The following is a 15944-nucleotide window of genomic DNA, read 5'->3' as shown; positions in this document are numbered from 1 at the left end:
TTATACGCTACTCAGCACTCTTTTTATAGGCAGTTGCGTCTAGTCTTGCGTAAATAAATGTTCTTTTTGATAACCTCTTTTTTTAATACGAAAGGCTTTTGCTTTTTTAGGGGCAGACATATCTGCTGATATGTGGCGTTTGCGCGCTTCCTTCAACAAGCAGAGGTATTTTGCACCTTCGATTTTTCTTGCCATATATAACTCATCGGATACATCATAAGCGGCCTCTTCCAGCTCCTTTAGCAACTGATACTTTTGATAAATATCTTGCATAGTCGCTTTGAGTTGCTCATCCACTAGCCGTTTTTGATGGTTATGCTTGCGTTTTTTCAGTAAGTGGAAAGGCATGACCTGATCGTCTCCTTATCTTTTATAGCTCTCGTCTGCCATCAATGGCTCTAAACAAGGTCATTTCATCTGCATATTCAATGTCACTGCCGACTGCTAAACCGTAAGCCAAGCGCGTCACCTTAATGCCAGCTGGTTTAATCAGACGTGACAGATACATAGCTGTCGCTTCGCCTTCAGCTGTTGCGTTAGTCGCAATAATCACTTCATCAATGGCCTCTTCTTGCAGCCGTTTAATCAAGTTAGGAATATTCAAATCTTCCGGACCCGTTCCTTCCATCGGCGATAACACACCGTGAAGAACATGGTAGCGACCATTGTATTCCCGAATTTTTTCCATCGACATAATGTCGCGTGGGTTTTCGACTACGAGTACTGTTGCGGCGTTTCGCGTCTCATCCGAACAAATCACACACGGATCACTTTCGGTGATGTTGCCACATTTCGAACAATAATGGAGATCTCGCTTAGTTGATAGCAGCGCATTAGCAAAGTGAACAACCTCATCTTCAGCCATATCCAAGCAAAAGAAAGCGAGACGTGCTGCGTTTTTTTGGCCGATACCAGGCAACTTCATAAAGCTCTCAATTAACTTTGCAATTGGTTCTGGGTATTGCATGTCTTCTACGCTCCTTTATCTTGTTTATTGGTTTAGAATCCTGGCATTCCCTTAGCAAACTTACCTAATTTTGCTGTTTGGTCAGCTTCTACTTTTTCTAAAGCAGCGTTAGTTGCCATTAAAATTAAGTCTTGTAACATGTCAACATCATCTGGGTCAACGGCTTCTGGTTTAATTGCAACATCAACGACTTTTTTATCGCCTGTCATGGTCACTAAAACTAATTCGTTAGCTGCAGCTCCGACATATTCTGTTTCATTTAAAGTTGCTTGAGTTTCCTCGATTTGTTTTTGCATTTTTTGCATTTGTTTCATCATACCTTGCATATTTCCCATATTTCCACGCATATATTATTCGCTCCTATTCATTAATAACTGTAATATTTTCTTTTCCAAACATACTGATGGCTTGTTCCACCACTTCTTGTTGTTTTTGCTCGTCTTCATCAGCTGGACTCATCTCGATAGCCATATCCTCATCGAAGAGTGGTGGCGCATCGTTATCATCGTAGTCTGCCAACGGAACTGCTTGTGCAGCTGTTTGCGGTTCATTTTCGGTTACGGCTGGCGCAGCTTCTTGACGTGACTTCAATTCTTGCACATAGCTCTTACGAAGAGAGGCCCATTGTTCAGCCGTTACGCAAACAAATTCACCTGGTCGATTAGACATACGCCCAATTGCCTCTTCGAGAGCTACTTGTAACTCCATATCTTCACTAGCTTTTTGACATAATATTTCATAATCAAAGGACAAAATACAGGCTTCGCTATTCGCTGCTACTGGCTCTGCTTGTCGTAAGACAGCACGTTGTGTGACAGACAAAACATCCAAAATATCAACCCAATTATCTTTGATGCTGACTAATTCTTTTTTAGATGCTGTTTTCATAATAGCTTGAACCCGACCTAAATTAGGTTTAAATCCTGCCGCATTTTTAGCAACGGCTGGTCGTGGGCTGGCTGGTTTTACTGGCTCAGCTGCAACTGCTCCATTCTTCATCGCTGCTAAAGCTGTCGTTAATTCTTTCTTTAAGTCAGCTAGTTCCTTTTCAAGTCGGCTTACTTCTGCTGAATCAGCAGGAGCCGCCGTTTCGTTAGTAGTCTGAGGCTTAACTTTTTGTTTAGCTAGCTTCACCGCCAAGACTTCTAAATATACGTCTGGCTGAGTTGAAAAACGCATATCCTTTTGCGTTTGGCTAAACTCTTCAATCGCTTGATATAAAAAAGTCGGCTCAACCGCCTGTGAGAACTCACGAAAAGCTTGGCTATAACGCTCTTCTAAATCAGACTGACCTGCTTGCTTGTAAACTAATAAGTCGCGGGCAAACAATATCATTTCTTCAATAAAGCGCCCTGCTTCTTTGCCTTTTTCTAAAATATCGTGAAGGATATGAAGGGCTTCTTCCGCTTCAGATTGGGATAATGCTGATAAAAAGTTCAACATCATCTCTTCTGTTAGGCTGCCTGACACTTGAATGGCATGGTCAAAAGATACAAAATCAGAATCATAGGAAATGACTTGATCCAGCAAACTTAAGGCATCCCGCATCCCACCATTGGCAGCACGGGCTACCACATGAAGCGCTTGGCTGTCGTATTTAATAGCTTCTTGTTCTAAGATATAAGCCATACGATTAATAATGGCTTGATACGTAATTCGTTTAAAGTCAAACCGTTGTGTCCGCGAAATAATCGTCAGCGGAATTTTATGCGGTTCAGTCGTCGCTAAGATAAAAATAACATTGGCCGGCGGTTCTTCGAGTGTCTTCAATAGCGCATTAAAAGCGCCAGTTGATAACATATGAACCTCGTCAATAATATAAATTTTATATTCTGCTTGGGTAGGGGCATAGCGCGCTTTGTCACGAATATCTCTGATTTCTTCAACACCATTGTTGCTGGCAGCATCAATTTCAATGACGTCGTTCAATCGGCCTTCTGTAATTGACTGGCAGATATCACAATGGTTACAAGGTTCGCCATCTTCTTGGTTAGGGCAGTTAATTGCCTTGGCGAAAATCTTAGCCGCACTTGTTTTCCCGGTTCCTCTTGGCCCAGTAAACAGGTAGGCATGGCTATTTTTACCTTGTATTAAAGCATTCTTCAATGTTCGGGTGACCGCTTCTTGGCCTGCGATATCGTCAAATCGCTGTGGACGCCAAACACGGTACAGTGCTTGATAGCTCATTCTTCCCCCTCTTTCCCTTTGGTCTTCATTTCTTCATTATACGTTAAAAACAGGAAAATAGAAAGGGTTCCCTCTTTGGCAAAATCTTTTAAAATCATTGATAAATCAAGGATTTTTCTCTTTAAAAGCTTAGCGCTAGCGTATTTTTACTTTTCATTGGATAATAGACTTATAAGATCTAATGGAATCATTTTGATTGCCCGATTTGAGGAGGGATAGACATGAAACTGGAACTCATACACCGATCAACATCTATTGCTGACGTGATGGCTGTTGTCGACCGTTTACGAGAAAATGGCGTTAACAAAGATGCGATTTATGTTATCACTAACCAAGCGACTAAAGAAACCATCCACCGTAACTATGACCTTAGACGACAAGACGGCTCTGTTTTTTCATCTCACCGTCTCTTAGCCAATATCAATTGCATCCTTCATCTACAGGAATATGAAAGCTACTTCAACAAACAACCTTTATTTGACACTGAAAACAATCCGCTAACAGACTATCAACAGGCCATTGGCTATGGTAGCATGGTCGTCTTAGTCGCAACGACTCACTGACCCTTATTCTTTGCAGTCCCATCTTTTTTTCGATAAACTGATAGTGTAAATGATTCATAATCGAGCTTTAGGAAAGTTGAGGGATTAAGATGACCTATTTTATCAAAGGACCCTATACAACCGTTACCGAATTAAGAGACGCCATCACGCAATTACAAAAAGAGGGCTATCCAGACAGCTCCTTGACTATTGTTGCTGACAAAAAAGACCATCTTCTCCAAATCCAAAAAGAAACCCACGTTGCCGTTAGACAAGATGATCTTGCTGACCTTACCGAAGAAAAGGATTTACCTTTGTGGGAGCGGTTCGCCCATACCTTTACCGGTTTCTTTACTAATCAAGATACGATTGACCGTGAAAGTCAAATGGAAATGGATGAGGACCGAGAGGAATCACCTGATGAGTTATTGCTTCCTTATCGCCGCGACTTAGAAGATGGAAAAATTCTCATTCTAGTTGAGGATTTATTGAATCGCGATGCGAAATTAAATTTGGATCGTCAGCCAGATGATGTCCAATACAATGTGCCACCATCAGATGCGATGATTGATGCTACATTCGAAACAGAATCACATCCAGACGTCACCCATGAGGAAGATGTTTTAGATGAGGAAACAACGTATACGCCGCCAAGCGAAGGCGATCGTCACTAACCTTAGTAAATCCCCTTTTAGCCAAGCCGATGAAACCTCATCAGCTTGGCTTTTTACATACAAAAAAACCCAAGACAGCTGTCTTGGGGGTTAAGGTTTGTTTAAATAAAAATACTTACAGCACATGGCGGATCAAGTTTATAGCTGCTTCCTTCCGGACCTGACTCGATTCACAAGACCACCATTGCCATAAGGCCTTTCGGCAAAACTTAGTATAGCATAAGTCTAAACCCTTTTGCAAGCTCATGACTCGTTTTCAAGTTGCTGTTGGTGAACGCGTTTTAAGTGATTACGGCGTTCTTCTTTACGTTGCTTGCGTAAATTTCTAAAAAAATCTTGTAGCAAGGCTTTGCACTCCGCTTCTAAAATCCCTACTTCTACTTGCGACTGGTGATTAAACCGCTCATCCTCTAATAAATTCATCAATGTTCCAGCTGTCCCGCCTTTTAAATCGGCAGCGCCATAGTAGACTTCTTTAACGCGAGACAATATAATTGCGCCGCTACACATGGGGCATGGTTCTAAGGTAACAAACAAACAGGTATCTTCTAACCGCCAATTTTTCAAATGGTGATTAGCTTGACGAATGGCACTCATTTCTGCATGGGTCGTTGCATCATGGGTTGTTTCACGTTCATTATGGCCACGACCAATGATTTCGCCATCCAAAACCACCACCGCGCCAATCGGAACTTCACCCAATTGTTTGGCTTTTTCCGCTTCTTTTATAGCTTCTCGCATAAAGCCTTCTTTTTCTTCTTGATTCATACGACACCATCCTTTTTCACCCCTAACTATAGCATATTTTCTTTCCAAGATTTAGCAATTCTGCCAGGATAATGATAAAATAAAGCTATTATAATTTGATTGTGAGGGAGCATTTTGATTGAAGACTTACTAGAAGACCTATTTCCAGAATTAATCATTAACCACTCGTCCCGAATGGGTGACGGCTACTTTAGTGTTCCCTACGAAGATAACTGGCTGCACTTCCCGGCTGATTCCATTTCTGACCGTGAAAAAAAACTAATTGTCCAACTAACAACACCAGAAGTGGTTCATTTCAAAAAACAAACTAATCGCTGGGCGCGGTTTCTGCTTGAACAGTCTAGTGATATACCTACTAACGCTAACAAGGTCCAACTCTTACAGGTGTCCATCAAACACGCCGATGATGACAGCTTCGACTACCAACTATGGTTAGATGCTTTTAAAAATACCTTGAGTTTTGTAAAAGACGGCTTCTTTATAACCGAGACGTATGGTGTGTTAGTCATTGATAACCCGAGCCATATTGACCTCTTAGAAGAAATTGAAGGCATTTTAAATGTCTTGGACGATGATTTTACTGTTCAAACTACCGTTTATTTAGGACAAAATTGGCCAGTTGATAACCAACTGCCTGCCTTATTTGCTGAGGAACAGCAGATTTTCATGAACCGCCGTTCTCATTACCAGCGCAAAAAGATTGCCACCTTAGCCGAACACGCTATTACCTACTTTACTTATGAAGCTGCTTCAAAAAGCACGATTCTCAACCGCTTAAAGGAAGCCATTTTTGCAATTGATGGTGGCAATGAATTAGTCATGGCCATGTGGCAAAATCTTGGTAATATTTCTAAGGCTGCTAATGATTTGTATGTTCACCGCAATACTTTGCAATACCGTATTGAGCGCTTTTTCCAAGAGACGGGTGTTAACTTAAAAACCATGGATGATCTATTGCTCAGTTACCTAGCCATCCATGCCCGCTTTGAAAAATAATTTTTTTTGCTTCAATTAAGTAAAGATTTTTGCTTTTTTCAAAAATGAGCGCATAATACATAAGGTGTGTAGTGATATTTAACCTTGAGGTGATTAATTAAAATGATTGAAGAATGTATACAATTACAAATCGACCAAGCTATTGATGCTTTAGCAGAGGGTGAAGTGGTCGTTTTCCCAACTGAAACAGTTTATGGCATTGGTGTCGACTCAACGAACTATGAGGCAGTTGATCGTTTATTTGAAGTGAAACAACGACCAAAAGATAACCCGGTTACCCTTCATGTTTCGGATGTTGATATGGTGAAGGCAGTCGCATATGTGACGGATGATGCGCAAACGTTAATGGCTGACTTTTGGCCAGGAGCATTAGCAATCATTCTTGAAGTCAAAGAAAATACTGTTTCGCCAAACGTTAATGCCGGTAAAAAGACAGTGGGTTTCCGCTTACCCGATAATGATATTGCCAAACAACTGATTGCAGGGTTAGGCAAACCTGTCGCTGGCACATCAGCTAATGTATCGGGACAATTGTCTTCGACTTCTTTTAAACAGGTAACGGAATATTTCCAAGATAACGTGGCGGCCTTTATTGATGGTGGTCCATCCCAAATTGGAATCGAGTCAACCGTTCTTGATTTAACGACTGATGTACCAACGATTATTCGACCAGGTAGCATCACTAAAGAACAAATCGAGCGGTCTATCGGCAAATCGATTACCGAAAAAACAAGCGATATTGCCCAAAAATATGCCCACTATACAGTTGAGAGTGATGTCCTTTATGGATCAGCTGGCGACATCTTAGCTTCTATCGACCTTTTGAAAGAAAAGAATTTTGGTGTTCTAGCTTCAGAATCAACGATTAACCAGTTGCCAGCTGAACTAGCGGAAAAAAGTTTAGCGATTAGTGACGATATTCAAGAAGCATTGAGCCAGCTATATCGCTCTATTGCCGAAATGAATACTCATCCAGATATTAATGGCTTCGTGTTAGAAACTCGTTTGAATGATGATTCAGCCTTTAACAATCGAGTCATTTCTGTTTCGCAAAATCAAGCACTGATTCAGTAGAAAGTACTTGGGCTTAGGCTCAAGTGCTTTTCATCTGCCTTAGTGTGAGAGACAGCTCAATTTTTGACGCTGTCTCTCATTATCGACAAAAAACGACCAGCTCTCGGCTGGTCGTTTGTTAGTTTCGAGTAAAAATCATTTGAACGGCATAATAGTCATAACGATGGACTGATGTTGATAGTTCAAAGGCTTCACCAGTATTAAGGTAACCAACTTGCTCTGCTACCGCAACAGGATCACCTTTTTCTAGACCTAGCTTTTCAGCCTCAAAATCTGTTGCCTTACGGACACTAACGGTTCGGTGGGCACTCTGGATAACTAATTTCAGTTCGCTCTCAATATAATTGTATATCGAACTCTGAACGTGTTCCATTTTTAAAGAAGGAATCACATCAATCGGCATGTAAGTTTGTTCAATAACACGCGGCTCCCCATCAACTAGACGAACACGGTAAATGTCGTAAATAAAACTGTCTTTTGTGACATTTAGTTGAGAAGCGATTTCCGGTGACGCTGTTCGAACTGAAAAATTCAATACGTTACTGCTGATCGCTTTGTCTTGATTCATGGCCGACATTCCTCGGAATTGGTTGGCCATGTGAATATGCTTCATCTGGCTCTCACCCAAATCCTTCACAAATGTGCCTGATCCTCTTCGTTTAATCACAAGTCCTTCTGCCACTAAAATATCTAAAGCGCGTTTAATAGTCATTTTACTGACACCATAATCGACACACATTTCTTTTTCTGACGGCAATTGCTCATTAATCGCATAGACCCCTGTCATAATTTTATCGCGGATATCATTGGATATAAAGACATATTTTTGCATATTTCACCTCTTTCGACCTGTTTTATAATTCCTATCTATTTTACTCTATTTTTAAACATTGTCGACTTTTTTTTTAAAATTAATCAACTATAAGCTCTTGCAAGTGATCTGGGAGATTAAAGCCATTGTCTTCAGCCATTTGTTTATACCAGTAGCCAGACTTTTTAATGGTTTTAACTTGTGTATGAATGTTGGTCGAAATCAAACTATAACGGTTGCGGTAGGCATTTTGCCAAGACCAACAATCAATCGGTATCCATAGATGATAACCAAAGCAAGCTGATCCTTCTATTATCCCTTTATGCAGCCAGCTCAAGTGTTCTTGAAAAAACTGGATACGGTAGTCATCTTCAATCTGGCCGACTTTATTCAAATAGCGTTCTTCGCGCGACACACCCATACCATTAACCACTCAGCCTGTTCCATCTGAGAAGGTCGAATATCGTTACCTTGATTATCTGTTTCCCATTGATTCGTCTTATTCACCCAAATACGTGGAAATTCCACCAGTTGGAATTCTGAAAAAGGTAGCTCTCCGTCACTTTGCACTTCCCGAATACGGCCATGAATACTTACCTAGGATTAACGATGATTACAGACATTTTTTAATGGACTAAGACAAAAAAGGAAGCTGAGATCATTTTCTCAACTTCCTTTTTAAGTTATAAAACTCTTTTTTTACTTGTTAAAAATGTCTTCAACCGTATCAACGACATTGCCTTTGTAGTCTGATGCTTTATCTTTTACGTCTGAGAATGCATCTAGAGCAGCGTCTTTCCAGTTGCCAGTGTGGTCAAAAATCTTTAATAAGGTGTCGATTTCACGATCACTCATGGCATCCACAGCCTTTAAGACTTTTGCACTTCCTTTGAATTTATTTTTAACGAAACTTTTTACACGGTGGCGATTAATATACGAACCAATTCGATCCACTGTGTCTTCTTCATAGGCAACGACAGCAGCAACTGCAGCAACCGCCGCTGTGGCAGCAAGTCCAACTAATAAGGCTTTTTTTGAATTTTTCATACTCATACTAATCGCTCCTTCTATCTTTATGCTATCATTTTAACATAGATCAATGAGAACACTAAATGATATGAAAAACTAGACATCTCCTATAACTTATAGGATAATATGAAAATTATCTCTTTTTTGGAGGGCGTGTACATGTTAACAAAATGGCTTCAACGGTATCTTAGTAAAAAAGTCAAAACAGATAACCGTGTGCAATTGGGCATTTTATCCGGAAAAGTTGGATTAGCTTCCAACCTTGTTTTATTTGCGATTAAGTTATTAGCAGGGGTCCTATCAGGTAGTATTTCCATTATTACCGATGCTATGAATAACTTATCTGATACGGCTTCTTCTATTCTAGCCCTTTTTGGTTTTTATGCTGCTGCTAAACCTGCCGACCAAGAACACCCTTACGGTCATGAGCGTTATGAATATATTAGTGGGCTTTTAATTTCATTAGTCATTATTTTTGTGGGAGGCCAGTTTCTCGTCTCTTCAATCGATCGCATCATTCATCCCGGCACTCTAAAAATGAATCCATTAATTGTCATCTTACTACTTTTTTCTATTATCGCTAAGTTATTTCAAGGGAAATTTTACCAAGTCATTGCTGAGGCCATTCATTCCAATACCTTAAAGGGCGTTGCACAGGATAGCTTCAATGATGTTTATTCAACCATCGTTGTTCTCTTAGCCTCTTTAGTGGAGTATTGGTTGGATTGGAAAGTGGACGGCATCGCCGGCGCTGTATTGGCTGTCTTCATTATTTTTAGTGGCCTTCAAATGATTCATCATTCTATTAATGATCTGTTGGGGATTCGACCTGACGAGGACGCTATTCGGAAAATGATTGGTTTACTCGACCAGTATGAGATGATTGTGGGCTACCATGATTTGTTAGTCCATAATTATGGGCCTAATCAAACCCATGCGACCATTCATATTGAGATTGATGATAGTTGGAGCTTATCGCGTGCGCATCAACTAATTGACCAGATTGAAAAACGCTTTTTAGAGGAACTGGATGTGGAATTGGTTTGTCATGTGGATCCGATTGCGGTTCAAAACGAACGGCATACAAAAGTCTATCAACAGATTAAAGCGATTTTAAAATCCTATTCTATGAATTTGACATTCCATGATTTTCGCATTGTGGAAAACAAGGATCGACCCTTAATGCAATTCGATATTGTGGTTCCTTCTAGTAGCTCAGAAACAAACGAGACGTTATTAAAATCAATTACTCAGGATATCCACACTCAAATTGGGGATTATGATGTTGAAATTGATTTTGATCGCTTGTATATTTTAGAAGATGTGAAGAACTAAAAATAAAAACCCGTTTATCCACATGTGGACAAACGGGTTTTTATTTTTAGTTATTAACGAGTTCTCCCTTTTCTTCCATTATGGGAGTCTCCTTTTTTTCTTTAACTGTCATCCTAATCGTACCATTTCGAGCACCTAGCGTGACATGGTCTCCGTACTTAATCGCTCCGCTTAATATTTCTTCACTCAAGCGATCTTCGATTTCTTTCTGAATCGCACGGCGAATGGGACGGGCCCCATATTCTGGGTCAAAGCCAGCTTTAGCAATCACTTGAATGGCTGCTGGCGTTACTTTAACGTGAATATCAAGGTCTTCTAAACGTTTAACAATATTATTTGCCATCAGTTTAACAATTTCAGATAATTCTTTTTCACCTAATGAATGGAACACAATGGATTCATCAATTCGGTTTAGGAATTCTGGTCGGAAGCTGTTCTTCAATTCTTCACGAATTCGTTTCTCCATAGCTGTATAATCGTGTTTAGCGTCCTTAGCATTGAAACCAACCATTTTCTCATCTCTTAAGGCTGTTGCACCAAGATTAGATGTCATAATTAAAATCGTATTTCTAAAGTCCACTTTTCGCCCTTTTGAATCCGTTAAATGACCGTCGTCTAATACTTGAAGTAAAATATTAAAGACATCAGGATGTGCTTTTTCAACCTCATCTAACAGAATAACAGAGTAAGGTTTTTGGCGAATTTTCTCTGTCAGTTGGCCGCCTTCATCGTATCCTACGTAACCAGGTGGTGACCCGACTAACCGGCTCGTTGAGAATTTCTCCATGTATTCAGACATATCGATTCGAACAAGGGCATCTTCTTCACCAAACATGGCTTCAGCGAGTGTTTTCGCTAATTCGGTTTTCCCAACACCTGTTGGTCCTAAGAATAAGAATGAGCCAATTGGGCGGGCTGGATCTTTCAAACCTGATCGTGCACGGCGTATCGCTCTTGAAACGGCACTCACTGCTGTTTCTTGCCCGATAACACGTTCATGAAGCACTTTCTCAAGTCTCATGAGGCGCTCACTTTCCTTTTGTTCCATTTGGTAAACAGGGATACCTGTCCACAGAGCAACAACTTGAGCAACATCAGTTTCATCAACACTTAAAGTGTAATGACCCTCATCCTGAGCAGAAGACTGGGCACGAACCTTTTCTAAGCGTTGCTTTCTTGATAATTCTTTTTTTCGAATACGGGCTGCTTTTTCAAAATCTTGTGCAAGAATTGCTTCTTCTTTTTCTTGAGCAAGACGCTCGATTTCATCTTCTAGTTTACCAGCAGGCGTATCGCCATGAGTCACATCAAGACGGACTTTAGCTGCTGATTCATCAATTAAATCAATGGCTTTGTCTGGTAAACGACGGGCCGTAATATAGCGAACAGATAAGGCTACCGCAGCTTCAATCGCTTCATCCGTGATTTCAACATGATGGTGTTCTTCATAACGGCTACGAACTCCTTTAAGAATTTGAGTTGTTTCTTCAGCAGTCGGTTCGTCAATCGTAATAGGAGCAAAGCGACGTTCCAAAGCGGCATCTTTTTCAATATACTTTTGATACTCATCTAATGTTGTCGCACCAATCGTTTGTAGCTCTCCACGAGCAAGCGCTGGTTTTAAGATATTAGATGCATCGATTGCTCCTTCAGCACCACCAGCTCCAATTAAGGTATGCAATTCATCAATAAATAGAATAACATTGCCATCGTGGTACACTTCATCAATGATTTTCTTCATCCGCTCTTCAAACTCACCACGATATTTGGTCCCAGCTACAAGTGAACCCATATCGAGCATCATTAAGCGTTTATTCGCTAATGTTTCGGGGACTTCGCCGTTCACAATTTTTTGAGCCAATCCTTCTACAATAGCTGTTTTACCAACTCCTGGTTCTCCTACTAAAACAGGATTGTTCTTTGTACGACGTGAAATGACTTGCAGAATACGTTTCACTTCACGGTCTCTGCCGACAATTGGGTCTAATTGTCCGCTTCGAGCAAGGTCTGTCATATCACGCGCTAAGGCATCTAGGGTTGGTGTTCCATCAGCTGCCTTTTGAGCTTTTTTAGCCCCTTTAGTTGCTGATTTCGGTACATCTTTTAATCCAATTTTTTCATATAGAGTACGTTGTAATTGGTTTAAGTCTACTCCGATATTTTTAAGTATTTTAACTGCTAAGATTTCTTCTCTTAATGTCCCCAGTAAAATATGTTCTGTGCCAACTTGAGGGACACCCAGCTTTTGCGATTCTGCAGTTGCATACATCATTACTTTTTTAGCGCGAGGCGAAAATGGCATCGGTGCAAATTGATTTGCTAGTGGACGTGCCGTACCGTAGCCTGTTAGATGTTCAACTTCATCACGAATAATCGCTTCATCAATATGGAAGCTACGCAAAACTTTACCAGCAATTCCTTCTGTTTCACGAATCAGCCCAAGTAAAATGTGCTCTGTGCCAATCGTTTGGTGTTTAAAATAATGAGCTTCTTCTGTTGCTAGTGAGAGTGCCCGACTAGCTTTTTGTGTAAATAGTTCATCCATTCATAACGCCTCCTTTACAGCATTTTTTTCTTTATCAGTTATGCTTCATAACGTAAGCTTGTTAGTAATTTTTTCAATAATCCTGCTCGAACCGCATCTTCATTTTCTTGCAACGCTTGTAAAAAGGCTTTATCCATAACGGCCAGTATCAAGTTTCCTTCTCGCTTAGAAATGATCTTTTGATTGTAGAGATTTTGGACAACCGCATAAGCGTCCCTTTCGCCAATACTATTCCCAACAATACGAATCATTTCATTAAGCAAATCAACTTTTTCTAAAAATTTAACTTTCATAATGCGAATGTAACCACCACCACCGCGTTTACTTTCCACTAAGTAACCATGTTGCTCAGTAAAACGGGTATTGATCACATAATTAATTTGTGAGGGTACACAGTTGAAATGAGTTGCCATTTCATTACGGCGAATTTCAACCTGTTCCTCAGTATTTAAAATCTGTTTAATATAGGCCTCGATAATATCGGACATATTTTGGTTTTGCAAAGGAACTGCCTCCTCTCACCTGACTAATTTTGACTATTACAATTAAATAGTAAGCCATTCAGTCTTAAGTGTCAAATACTTGGCTTGATTTGCTGACCTATTTCTATTGTATGACTTATTATTATAGCCTAATTCAGTATAAATTTAAACTCTTCTTCTTTTATTAAGAAAAGCGAACAAGTCCGCCTTGGCCTATGAAAAAATAGGAAATTTGACCCTGAATTGTCAGGAGACTTCACGCTTCAGCGGGTTAGTCGAATGATATGCGTTAGCGAGCAGCGAAGCGCGCAATGGGGCAAATTTATCTTTTTTTCACTAGGTCAGGACTTGGGAGCTAGACATTGATGGCTGAACTTATAATCCCCTAGTCTATTAAAAAAGCGTATCTCTACTCAGTAGACATACGCTTGTTATTGTTATGATATGCACTCAGCAGGAGTCGAACCTGCAACCGCCTGATTCGTAGTCAGGTACTCTATCCAATTGAGCTATGAGTGCTAAAAAAGTAGGAAGTGAAGGTCTAAGGATAGATCTCCACTTCCTTAATGATGCCGGCTAAAGGACTTGAACCCTCGACCCTCTGATTACAAATCAGATGCTCTACCAACTGAGCTAAGCCGGCATTAAATGAGTCATGTAGGGCTCGAACCTACGACCCTCTGATTAAAAGTCAGATGCTCTACCAACTGAGCTAATGACTCAAGACAATAAAAAAAACAAAATATTGCGCGGCAGCGTCCTACTCTCACAAAGGGAAACCCTTCACTACAATCGGCGCTAAGAAGCTTAACTTCTGTGTTCGGGATGGGAACAGGTGTGACCTTCTTGCCATCGCCACCGCACATATTTTGTTGTCTTGCTGAGGTTGTTCCCTCAAAACTGAATAGTTAACATGAAACCCTTGGTTTAAAACCCATTTTACGTCATTACCGTTTTATTATTGGTTAAGTCCTCGACCGATTAGTACTAGTCCGCTCCATACATCGCTGCACTTCCACTTCTAGCCTATCTACCTGATCGTCTCTCAGGGGTCTTACTCATTTAAAATGATGGGAAATCTCATCTTGAGGGGGGCTTCACGCTTAGATGCTTTCAGCGTTTATCCCGTCCACACATAGCTACCCAGCAATGCCCTTGGCAGAACAACTGGTACACCAGCGGTGTGTCCATCCCGGTCCTCTCGTACTAAGGACAGCTCCTCTCAAATTTCCAACGCCCGCGACGGATAGGGACCGAACTGTCTCACGACGTTCTGAACCCAGCTCGCGTGCCGCTTTAATGGGCGAACAGCCCAACCCTTGGGACCGACTACAGCCCCAGGATGCGACGAGCCGACATCGAGGTGCCAAACCTCCCCGTCGATGTGAACTCTTGGGGGAGATAAGCCTGTTATCCCCAGGGTAGCTTTTATCCGTTGAGCGATGGCCCTTCCATGCGGAACCACCGGATCACTAAGCCCGACTTTCGTCCCTGCTCGACTTGTAGGTCTCGCAGTCAAGCTCCCTTCTGCCTTTGCACTCTACGAATGATTTCCAACCATTCTGAGGGAACCTTTGGGCGCCTCCGTTACATTTTAGGAGGCGACCGCCCCAGTCAAACTGCCCGACTGACACTGTCTCCCCACCCGATAAGGGTGGCGGGTTAGAGTGGTCCTGCTACAAGGGTAGTATCCCAATGACGCCTCCATCGAGACTAGCGTCCCGACTTCAATGGCTCCTACCTATCCTGTACATGTAGCAGAAACAATCAATATCAACCTGCAGTAAAGCTCCATGGGGTCTTTCCGTCCTGTCGCGGGTAACCAGCATCTTCACTGGTACTATAATTTCACCGAGTCTCTCGTTGAGACAGTGCCCAAATCGTTACGCCTTTCGTGCGGGTCAGAACTTACCTGACAAGGAATTTCGCTACCTTAGGACCGTTATAGTTACGGCCGCCGTTTACTGGGGCTTCAATTCAAAGCTTCGCCGAAGCTAACCTCTCCTCTTAACCTTCCAGCACCGGGCAGGCGTCAGCCCCTATACGTCATCTTTCGATTTTGCAGAGACCTGTGTTTTTGATAAACAGTCGCTTGGGCCTATTCACTGCGGCTGACCTTGCGGTCAGCACCCCTTCTCCCGAAGTTACGGGGTCATTTTGCCGAGTTCCTTAACGAGAGTTCGCTCGCTCACCTTAGGATGCTCTCCTCGACTACCTGTGTCGGTTTGCGGTACGGGCAGTTGGTTTCTAACTAGAAGCTTTTCTTGGCAGTGTGACATCAGGAACTTCGGTACTTAAATTTCCCTCCCCATCACAACTTGTCCGTATAGTAGAAAGCATTTGACTCTCTACAAGACTTGTTGCTTGGACGTGCTCTTCCAATCGCACGCATTTCCTTAGCCTCCTGCGTCCCTCCATCGTTCAAACAAAAACAACTGGTACAGGAATATCAACCTGTTGTCCATCGCCTACGCCTATCGGCCTCGGCTTAGGTCCCGACTAACCCTGGGAGGACGAGCCTTCCCCAGGAAACC

General features: G+C 41.6%; 14 protein-coding genes, 3 tRNA genes, 2 rRNA genes, 1 other RNA gene and 1 pseudogene (1 of these 21 only partly in view). 5 read left to right on the top strand and 16 right to left on the bottom strand.

The window, feature by feature from the left end; genetic code table 11:
* Nucleotides 1-39 precede the first annotated feature (39 nt).
* From BW721_RS09230 to dnaX, 4 genes are read right to left on the bottom strand one after another with little or no spacing between them, the layout of a single operon-like run.
* The gene (locus tag BW721_RS09230; protein WP_076768080.1) at nucleotides 40-348 is read right to left on the bottom strand and encodes a DUF2508 family protein; all 309 of its coding nucleotides are present in this window, start codon (nucleotides 346-348) and stop codon (nucleotides 40-42) included.
* A gap of 22 nt (nucleotides 349-370) precedes the next feature.
* Nucleotides 371-967, bottom strand: a complete 597-nt coding sequence (gene recR / locus BW721_RS09225; protein ID WP_076768078.1) for a recombination mediator RecR — start codon at nucleotides 965-967, stop codon at nucleotides 371-373.
* Nucleotides 968-999: 32 nt separating this feature from the next.
* Entirely contained in the window at nucleotides 1000-1314 is a 315-nt protein-coding gene (locus BW721_RS09220; RefSeq protein WP_076768076.1) for a YbaB/EbfC family nucleoid-associated protein, read from the bottom strand.
* 13 nt (nucleotides 1315-1327) lie between these two features.
* Nucleotides 1328-3154: a DNA polymerase III subunit gamma/tau gene (gene dnaX / locus BW721_RS09215; protein WP_076768074.1), complete on the bottom strand. Its 1827-nt coding sequence runs from the start codon at nucleotides 3152-3154 to the stop codon at nucleotides 1328-1330.
* Between the two features lie 221 nt (nucleotides 3155-3375).
* Here dnaX and BW721_RS09210 point away from each other — a divergent pair, with 221 nt between their 5' ends.
* Complete coding sequence (locus tag BW721_RS09210) at nucleotides 3376-3717, top strand: general stress protein (protein WP_076768071.1); 342 nt, start codon at nucleotides 3376-3378, stop codon at nucleotides 3715-3717.
* Between the two features lie 89 nt (nucleotides 3718-3806).
* Nucleotides 3807-4370: a general stress protein gene (locus tag BW721_RS09205; RefSeq protein WP_076768069.1), complete on the top strand. Its 564-nt coding sequence runs from the start codon at nucleotides 3807-3809 to the stop codon at nucleotides 4368-4370.
* A gap of 102 nt (nucleotides 4371-4472) precedes the next feature.
* Here the strand turns inward: BW721_RS09205 and ffs are convergent.
* An RNA gene (gene ffs / locus BW721_RS09200) (signal recognition particle sRNA small type) lies at nucleotides 4473-4571 on the bottom strand.
* 42 nt (nucleotides 4572-4613) lie between these two features.
* Nucleotides 4614-5138, bottom strand: coding sequence for a tRNA adenosine(34) deaminase TadA (gene tadA / locus BW721_RS09195; protein ID WP_076768067.1), 525 nt, complete (start codon nucleotides 5136-5138; stop codon nucleotides 4614-4616).
* Nucleotides 5139-5252: 114 nt separating this feature from the next.
* On the opposite strand from tadA, the gene BW721_RS09190 reads away from it, so the two are divergent.
* Together BW721_RS09190 and BW721_RS09185 are read left to right on the top strand one after the other, a co-directional pair.
* On the top strand, nucleotides 5253-6134 hold the full coding sequence (locus BW721_RS09190; RefSeq protein ID WP_076768065.1) for a helix-turn-helix domain-containing protein: 882 nt from the start codon (nucleotides 5253-5255) through the stop codon (nucleotides 6132-6134).
* Between the two features lie 102 nt (nucleotides 6135-6236).
* Nucleotides 6237-7208, top strand: coding sequence for an L-threonylcarbamoyladenylate synthase (locus BW721_RS09185; RefSeq protein WP_076768063.1), 972 nt, complete (start codon nucleotides 6237-6239; stop codon nucleotides 7206-7208).
* 118 nt (nucleotides 7209-7326) lie between these two features.
* On the opposite strand, the gene BW721_RS09180 is transcribed toward BW721_RS09185, so the two are convergent.
* From BW721_RS09180 to BW721_RS09170, 3 genes and pseudogenes are all read right to left on the bottom strand, one after another.
* Nucleotides 7327-8040: a GntR family transcriptional regulator gene (locus BW721_RS09180; protein WP_076768061.1), complete on the bottom strand. Its 714-nt coding sequence runs from the start codon at nucleotides 8038-8040 to the stop codon at nucleotides 7327-7329.
* 79 nt (nucleotides 8041-8119) lie between these two features.
* Nucleotides 8120-8446, bottom strand: a pseudogene (locus tag BW721_RS09175) (family 1 glycosylhydrolase); the annotation flags it as partial.
* 272 nt (nucleotides 8447-8718) lie between these two features.
* Nucleotides 8719-9072 carry a hypothetical protein gene (locus BW721_RS09170; RefSeq protein ID WP_076768059.1) on the bottom strand — a complete coding sequence of 118 codons (354 nt, stop codon included), beginning with the start codon at nucleotides 9070-9072 and terminating at the stop codon, nucleotides 8719-8721.
* 135 nt (nucleotides 9073-9207) lie between these two features.
* Between BW721_RS09170 and BW721_RS09165 the strand changes: the two genes are divergently transcribed.
* Entirely contained in the window at nucleotides 9208-10383 is a 1176-nt protein-coding gene (locus tag BW721_RS09165) for a cation diffusion facilitator family transporter (protein ID WP_076768057.1), read from the top strand.
* Nucleotides 10384-10429: 46 nt separating this feature from the next.
* Here the strand turns inward: BW721_RS09165 and BW721_RS09160 are convergent, their stop codons facing one another.
* The 7 genes from BW721_RS09160 to BW721_RS09130 all read right to left on the bottom strand — a co-directional run.
* Nucleotides 10430-12928: an ATP-dependent Clp protease ATP-binding subunit gene (locus BW721_RS09160; RefSeq protein WP_076768055.1), complete on the bottom strand. Its 2499-nt coding sequence runs from the start codon at nucleotides 12926-12928 to the stop codon at nucleotides 10430-10432.
* Nucleotides 12929-12966: 38 nt separating this feature from the next.
* Nucleotides 12967-13431, bottom strand: a complete 465-nt coding sequence (locus BW721_RS09155) for a CtsR family transcriptional regulator (protein WP_076768054.1) — start codon at nucleotides 13429-13431, stop codon at nucleotides 12967-12969.
* A gap of 424 nt (nucleotides 13432-13855) precedes the next feature.
* Nucleotides 13856-13929 (bottom strand) — tRNA-Arg (locus tag BW721_RS09150).
* Between the two features lie 51 nt (nucleotides 13930-13980).
* Nucleotides 13981-14053, bottom strand: a tRNA-Thr gene (locus tag BW721_RS09145).
* 6 nt (nucleotides 14054-14059) lie between these two features.
* Nucleotides 14060-14132: transfer RNA gene (locus BW721_RS09140), tRNA-Lys, on the bottom strand.
* A gap of 25 nt (nucleotides 14133-14157) precedes the next feature.
* A 5S ribosomal RNA gene (gene rrf, locus BW721_RS09135) occupies nucleotides 14158-14273 on the bottom strand.
* A 98-nt stretch (nucleotides 14274-14371) separates the two neighbouring features.
* A 23S ribosomal RNA gene (locus BW721_RS09130) occupies nucleotides 14372-15944 on the bottom strand; it runs 1343 nt beyond the window's last position.

The organism is Jeotgalibaca sp. PTS2502 (assembly GCF_001975685.1).
GTDB classification, from domain to species: Bacteria; Bacillota; Bacilli; order Lactobacillales; family Aerococcaceae; genus Jeotgalibaca; species Jeotgalibaca arthritidis.
This window is presented reverse-complemented; position numbering and strand designations above follow the sequence as displayed.

Bases quoted from the DNA above. Each gene is read 5' to 3' on its own strand.
- BW721_RS09230 (WP_076768080.1), bottom strand. From the start codon at position 348: ATGCCTTTCCACTTACTGAAAAAACGCAAGCATAACCATCAAAAACGG.
- recR (WP_076768078.1), bottom strand. From the start codon at position 967: ATGCAATACCCAGAACCAATTGCAAAGTTAATTGAGAGCTTTATGAAG.
- BW721_RS09220 (WP_076768076.1), bottom strand. From the start codon at position 1,314: ATGCGTGGAAATATGGGAAATATGCAAGGTATGATGAAACAAATGCAA.
- dnaX (WP_076768074.1), bottom strand. From the start codon at position 3,154: ATGAGCTATCAAGCACTGTACCGTGTTTGGCGTCCACAGCGATTTGAC.
- BW721_RS09210 (WP_076768071.1), top strand. From the start codon at position 3,376: ATGAAACTGGAACTCATACACCGATCAACATCTATTGCTGACGTGATG.
- BW721_RS09205 (WP_076768069.1), top strand. From the start codon at position 3,807: ATGACCTATTTTATCAAAGGACCCTATACAACCGTTACCGAATTAAGA.
- tadA (WP_076768067.1), bottom strand. From the start codon at position 5,138: ATGAATCAAGAAGAAAAAGAAGGCTTTATGCGAGAAGCTATAAAAGAA.
- BW721_RS09185 (WP_076768063.1), top strand. From the start codon at position 6,237: ATGATTGAAGAATGTATACAATTACAAATCGACCAAGCTATTGATGCT.
- BW721_RS09180 (WP_076768061.1), bottom strand. From the start codon at position 8,040: ATGCAAAAATATGTCTTTATATCCAATGATATCCGCGATAAAATTATG.
- BW721_RS09170 (WP_076768059.1), bottom strand. From the start codon at position 9,072: ATGAGTATGAAAAATTCAAAAAAAGCCTTATTAGTTGGACTTGCTGCC.
- BW721_RS09165 (WP_076768057.1), top strand. From the start codon at position 9,208: ATGTTAACAAAATGGCTTCAACGGTATCTTAGTAAAAAAGTCAAAACA.
- BW721_RS09160 (WP_076768055.1), bottom strand. From the start codon at position 12,928: ATGGATGAACTATTTACACAAAAAGCTAGTCGGGCACTCTCACTAGCA.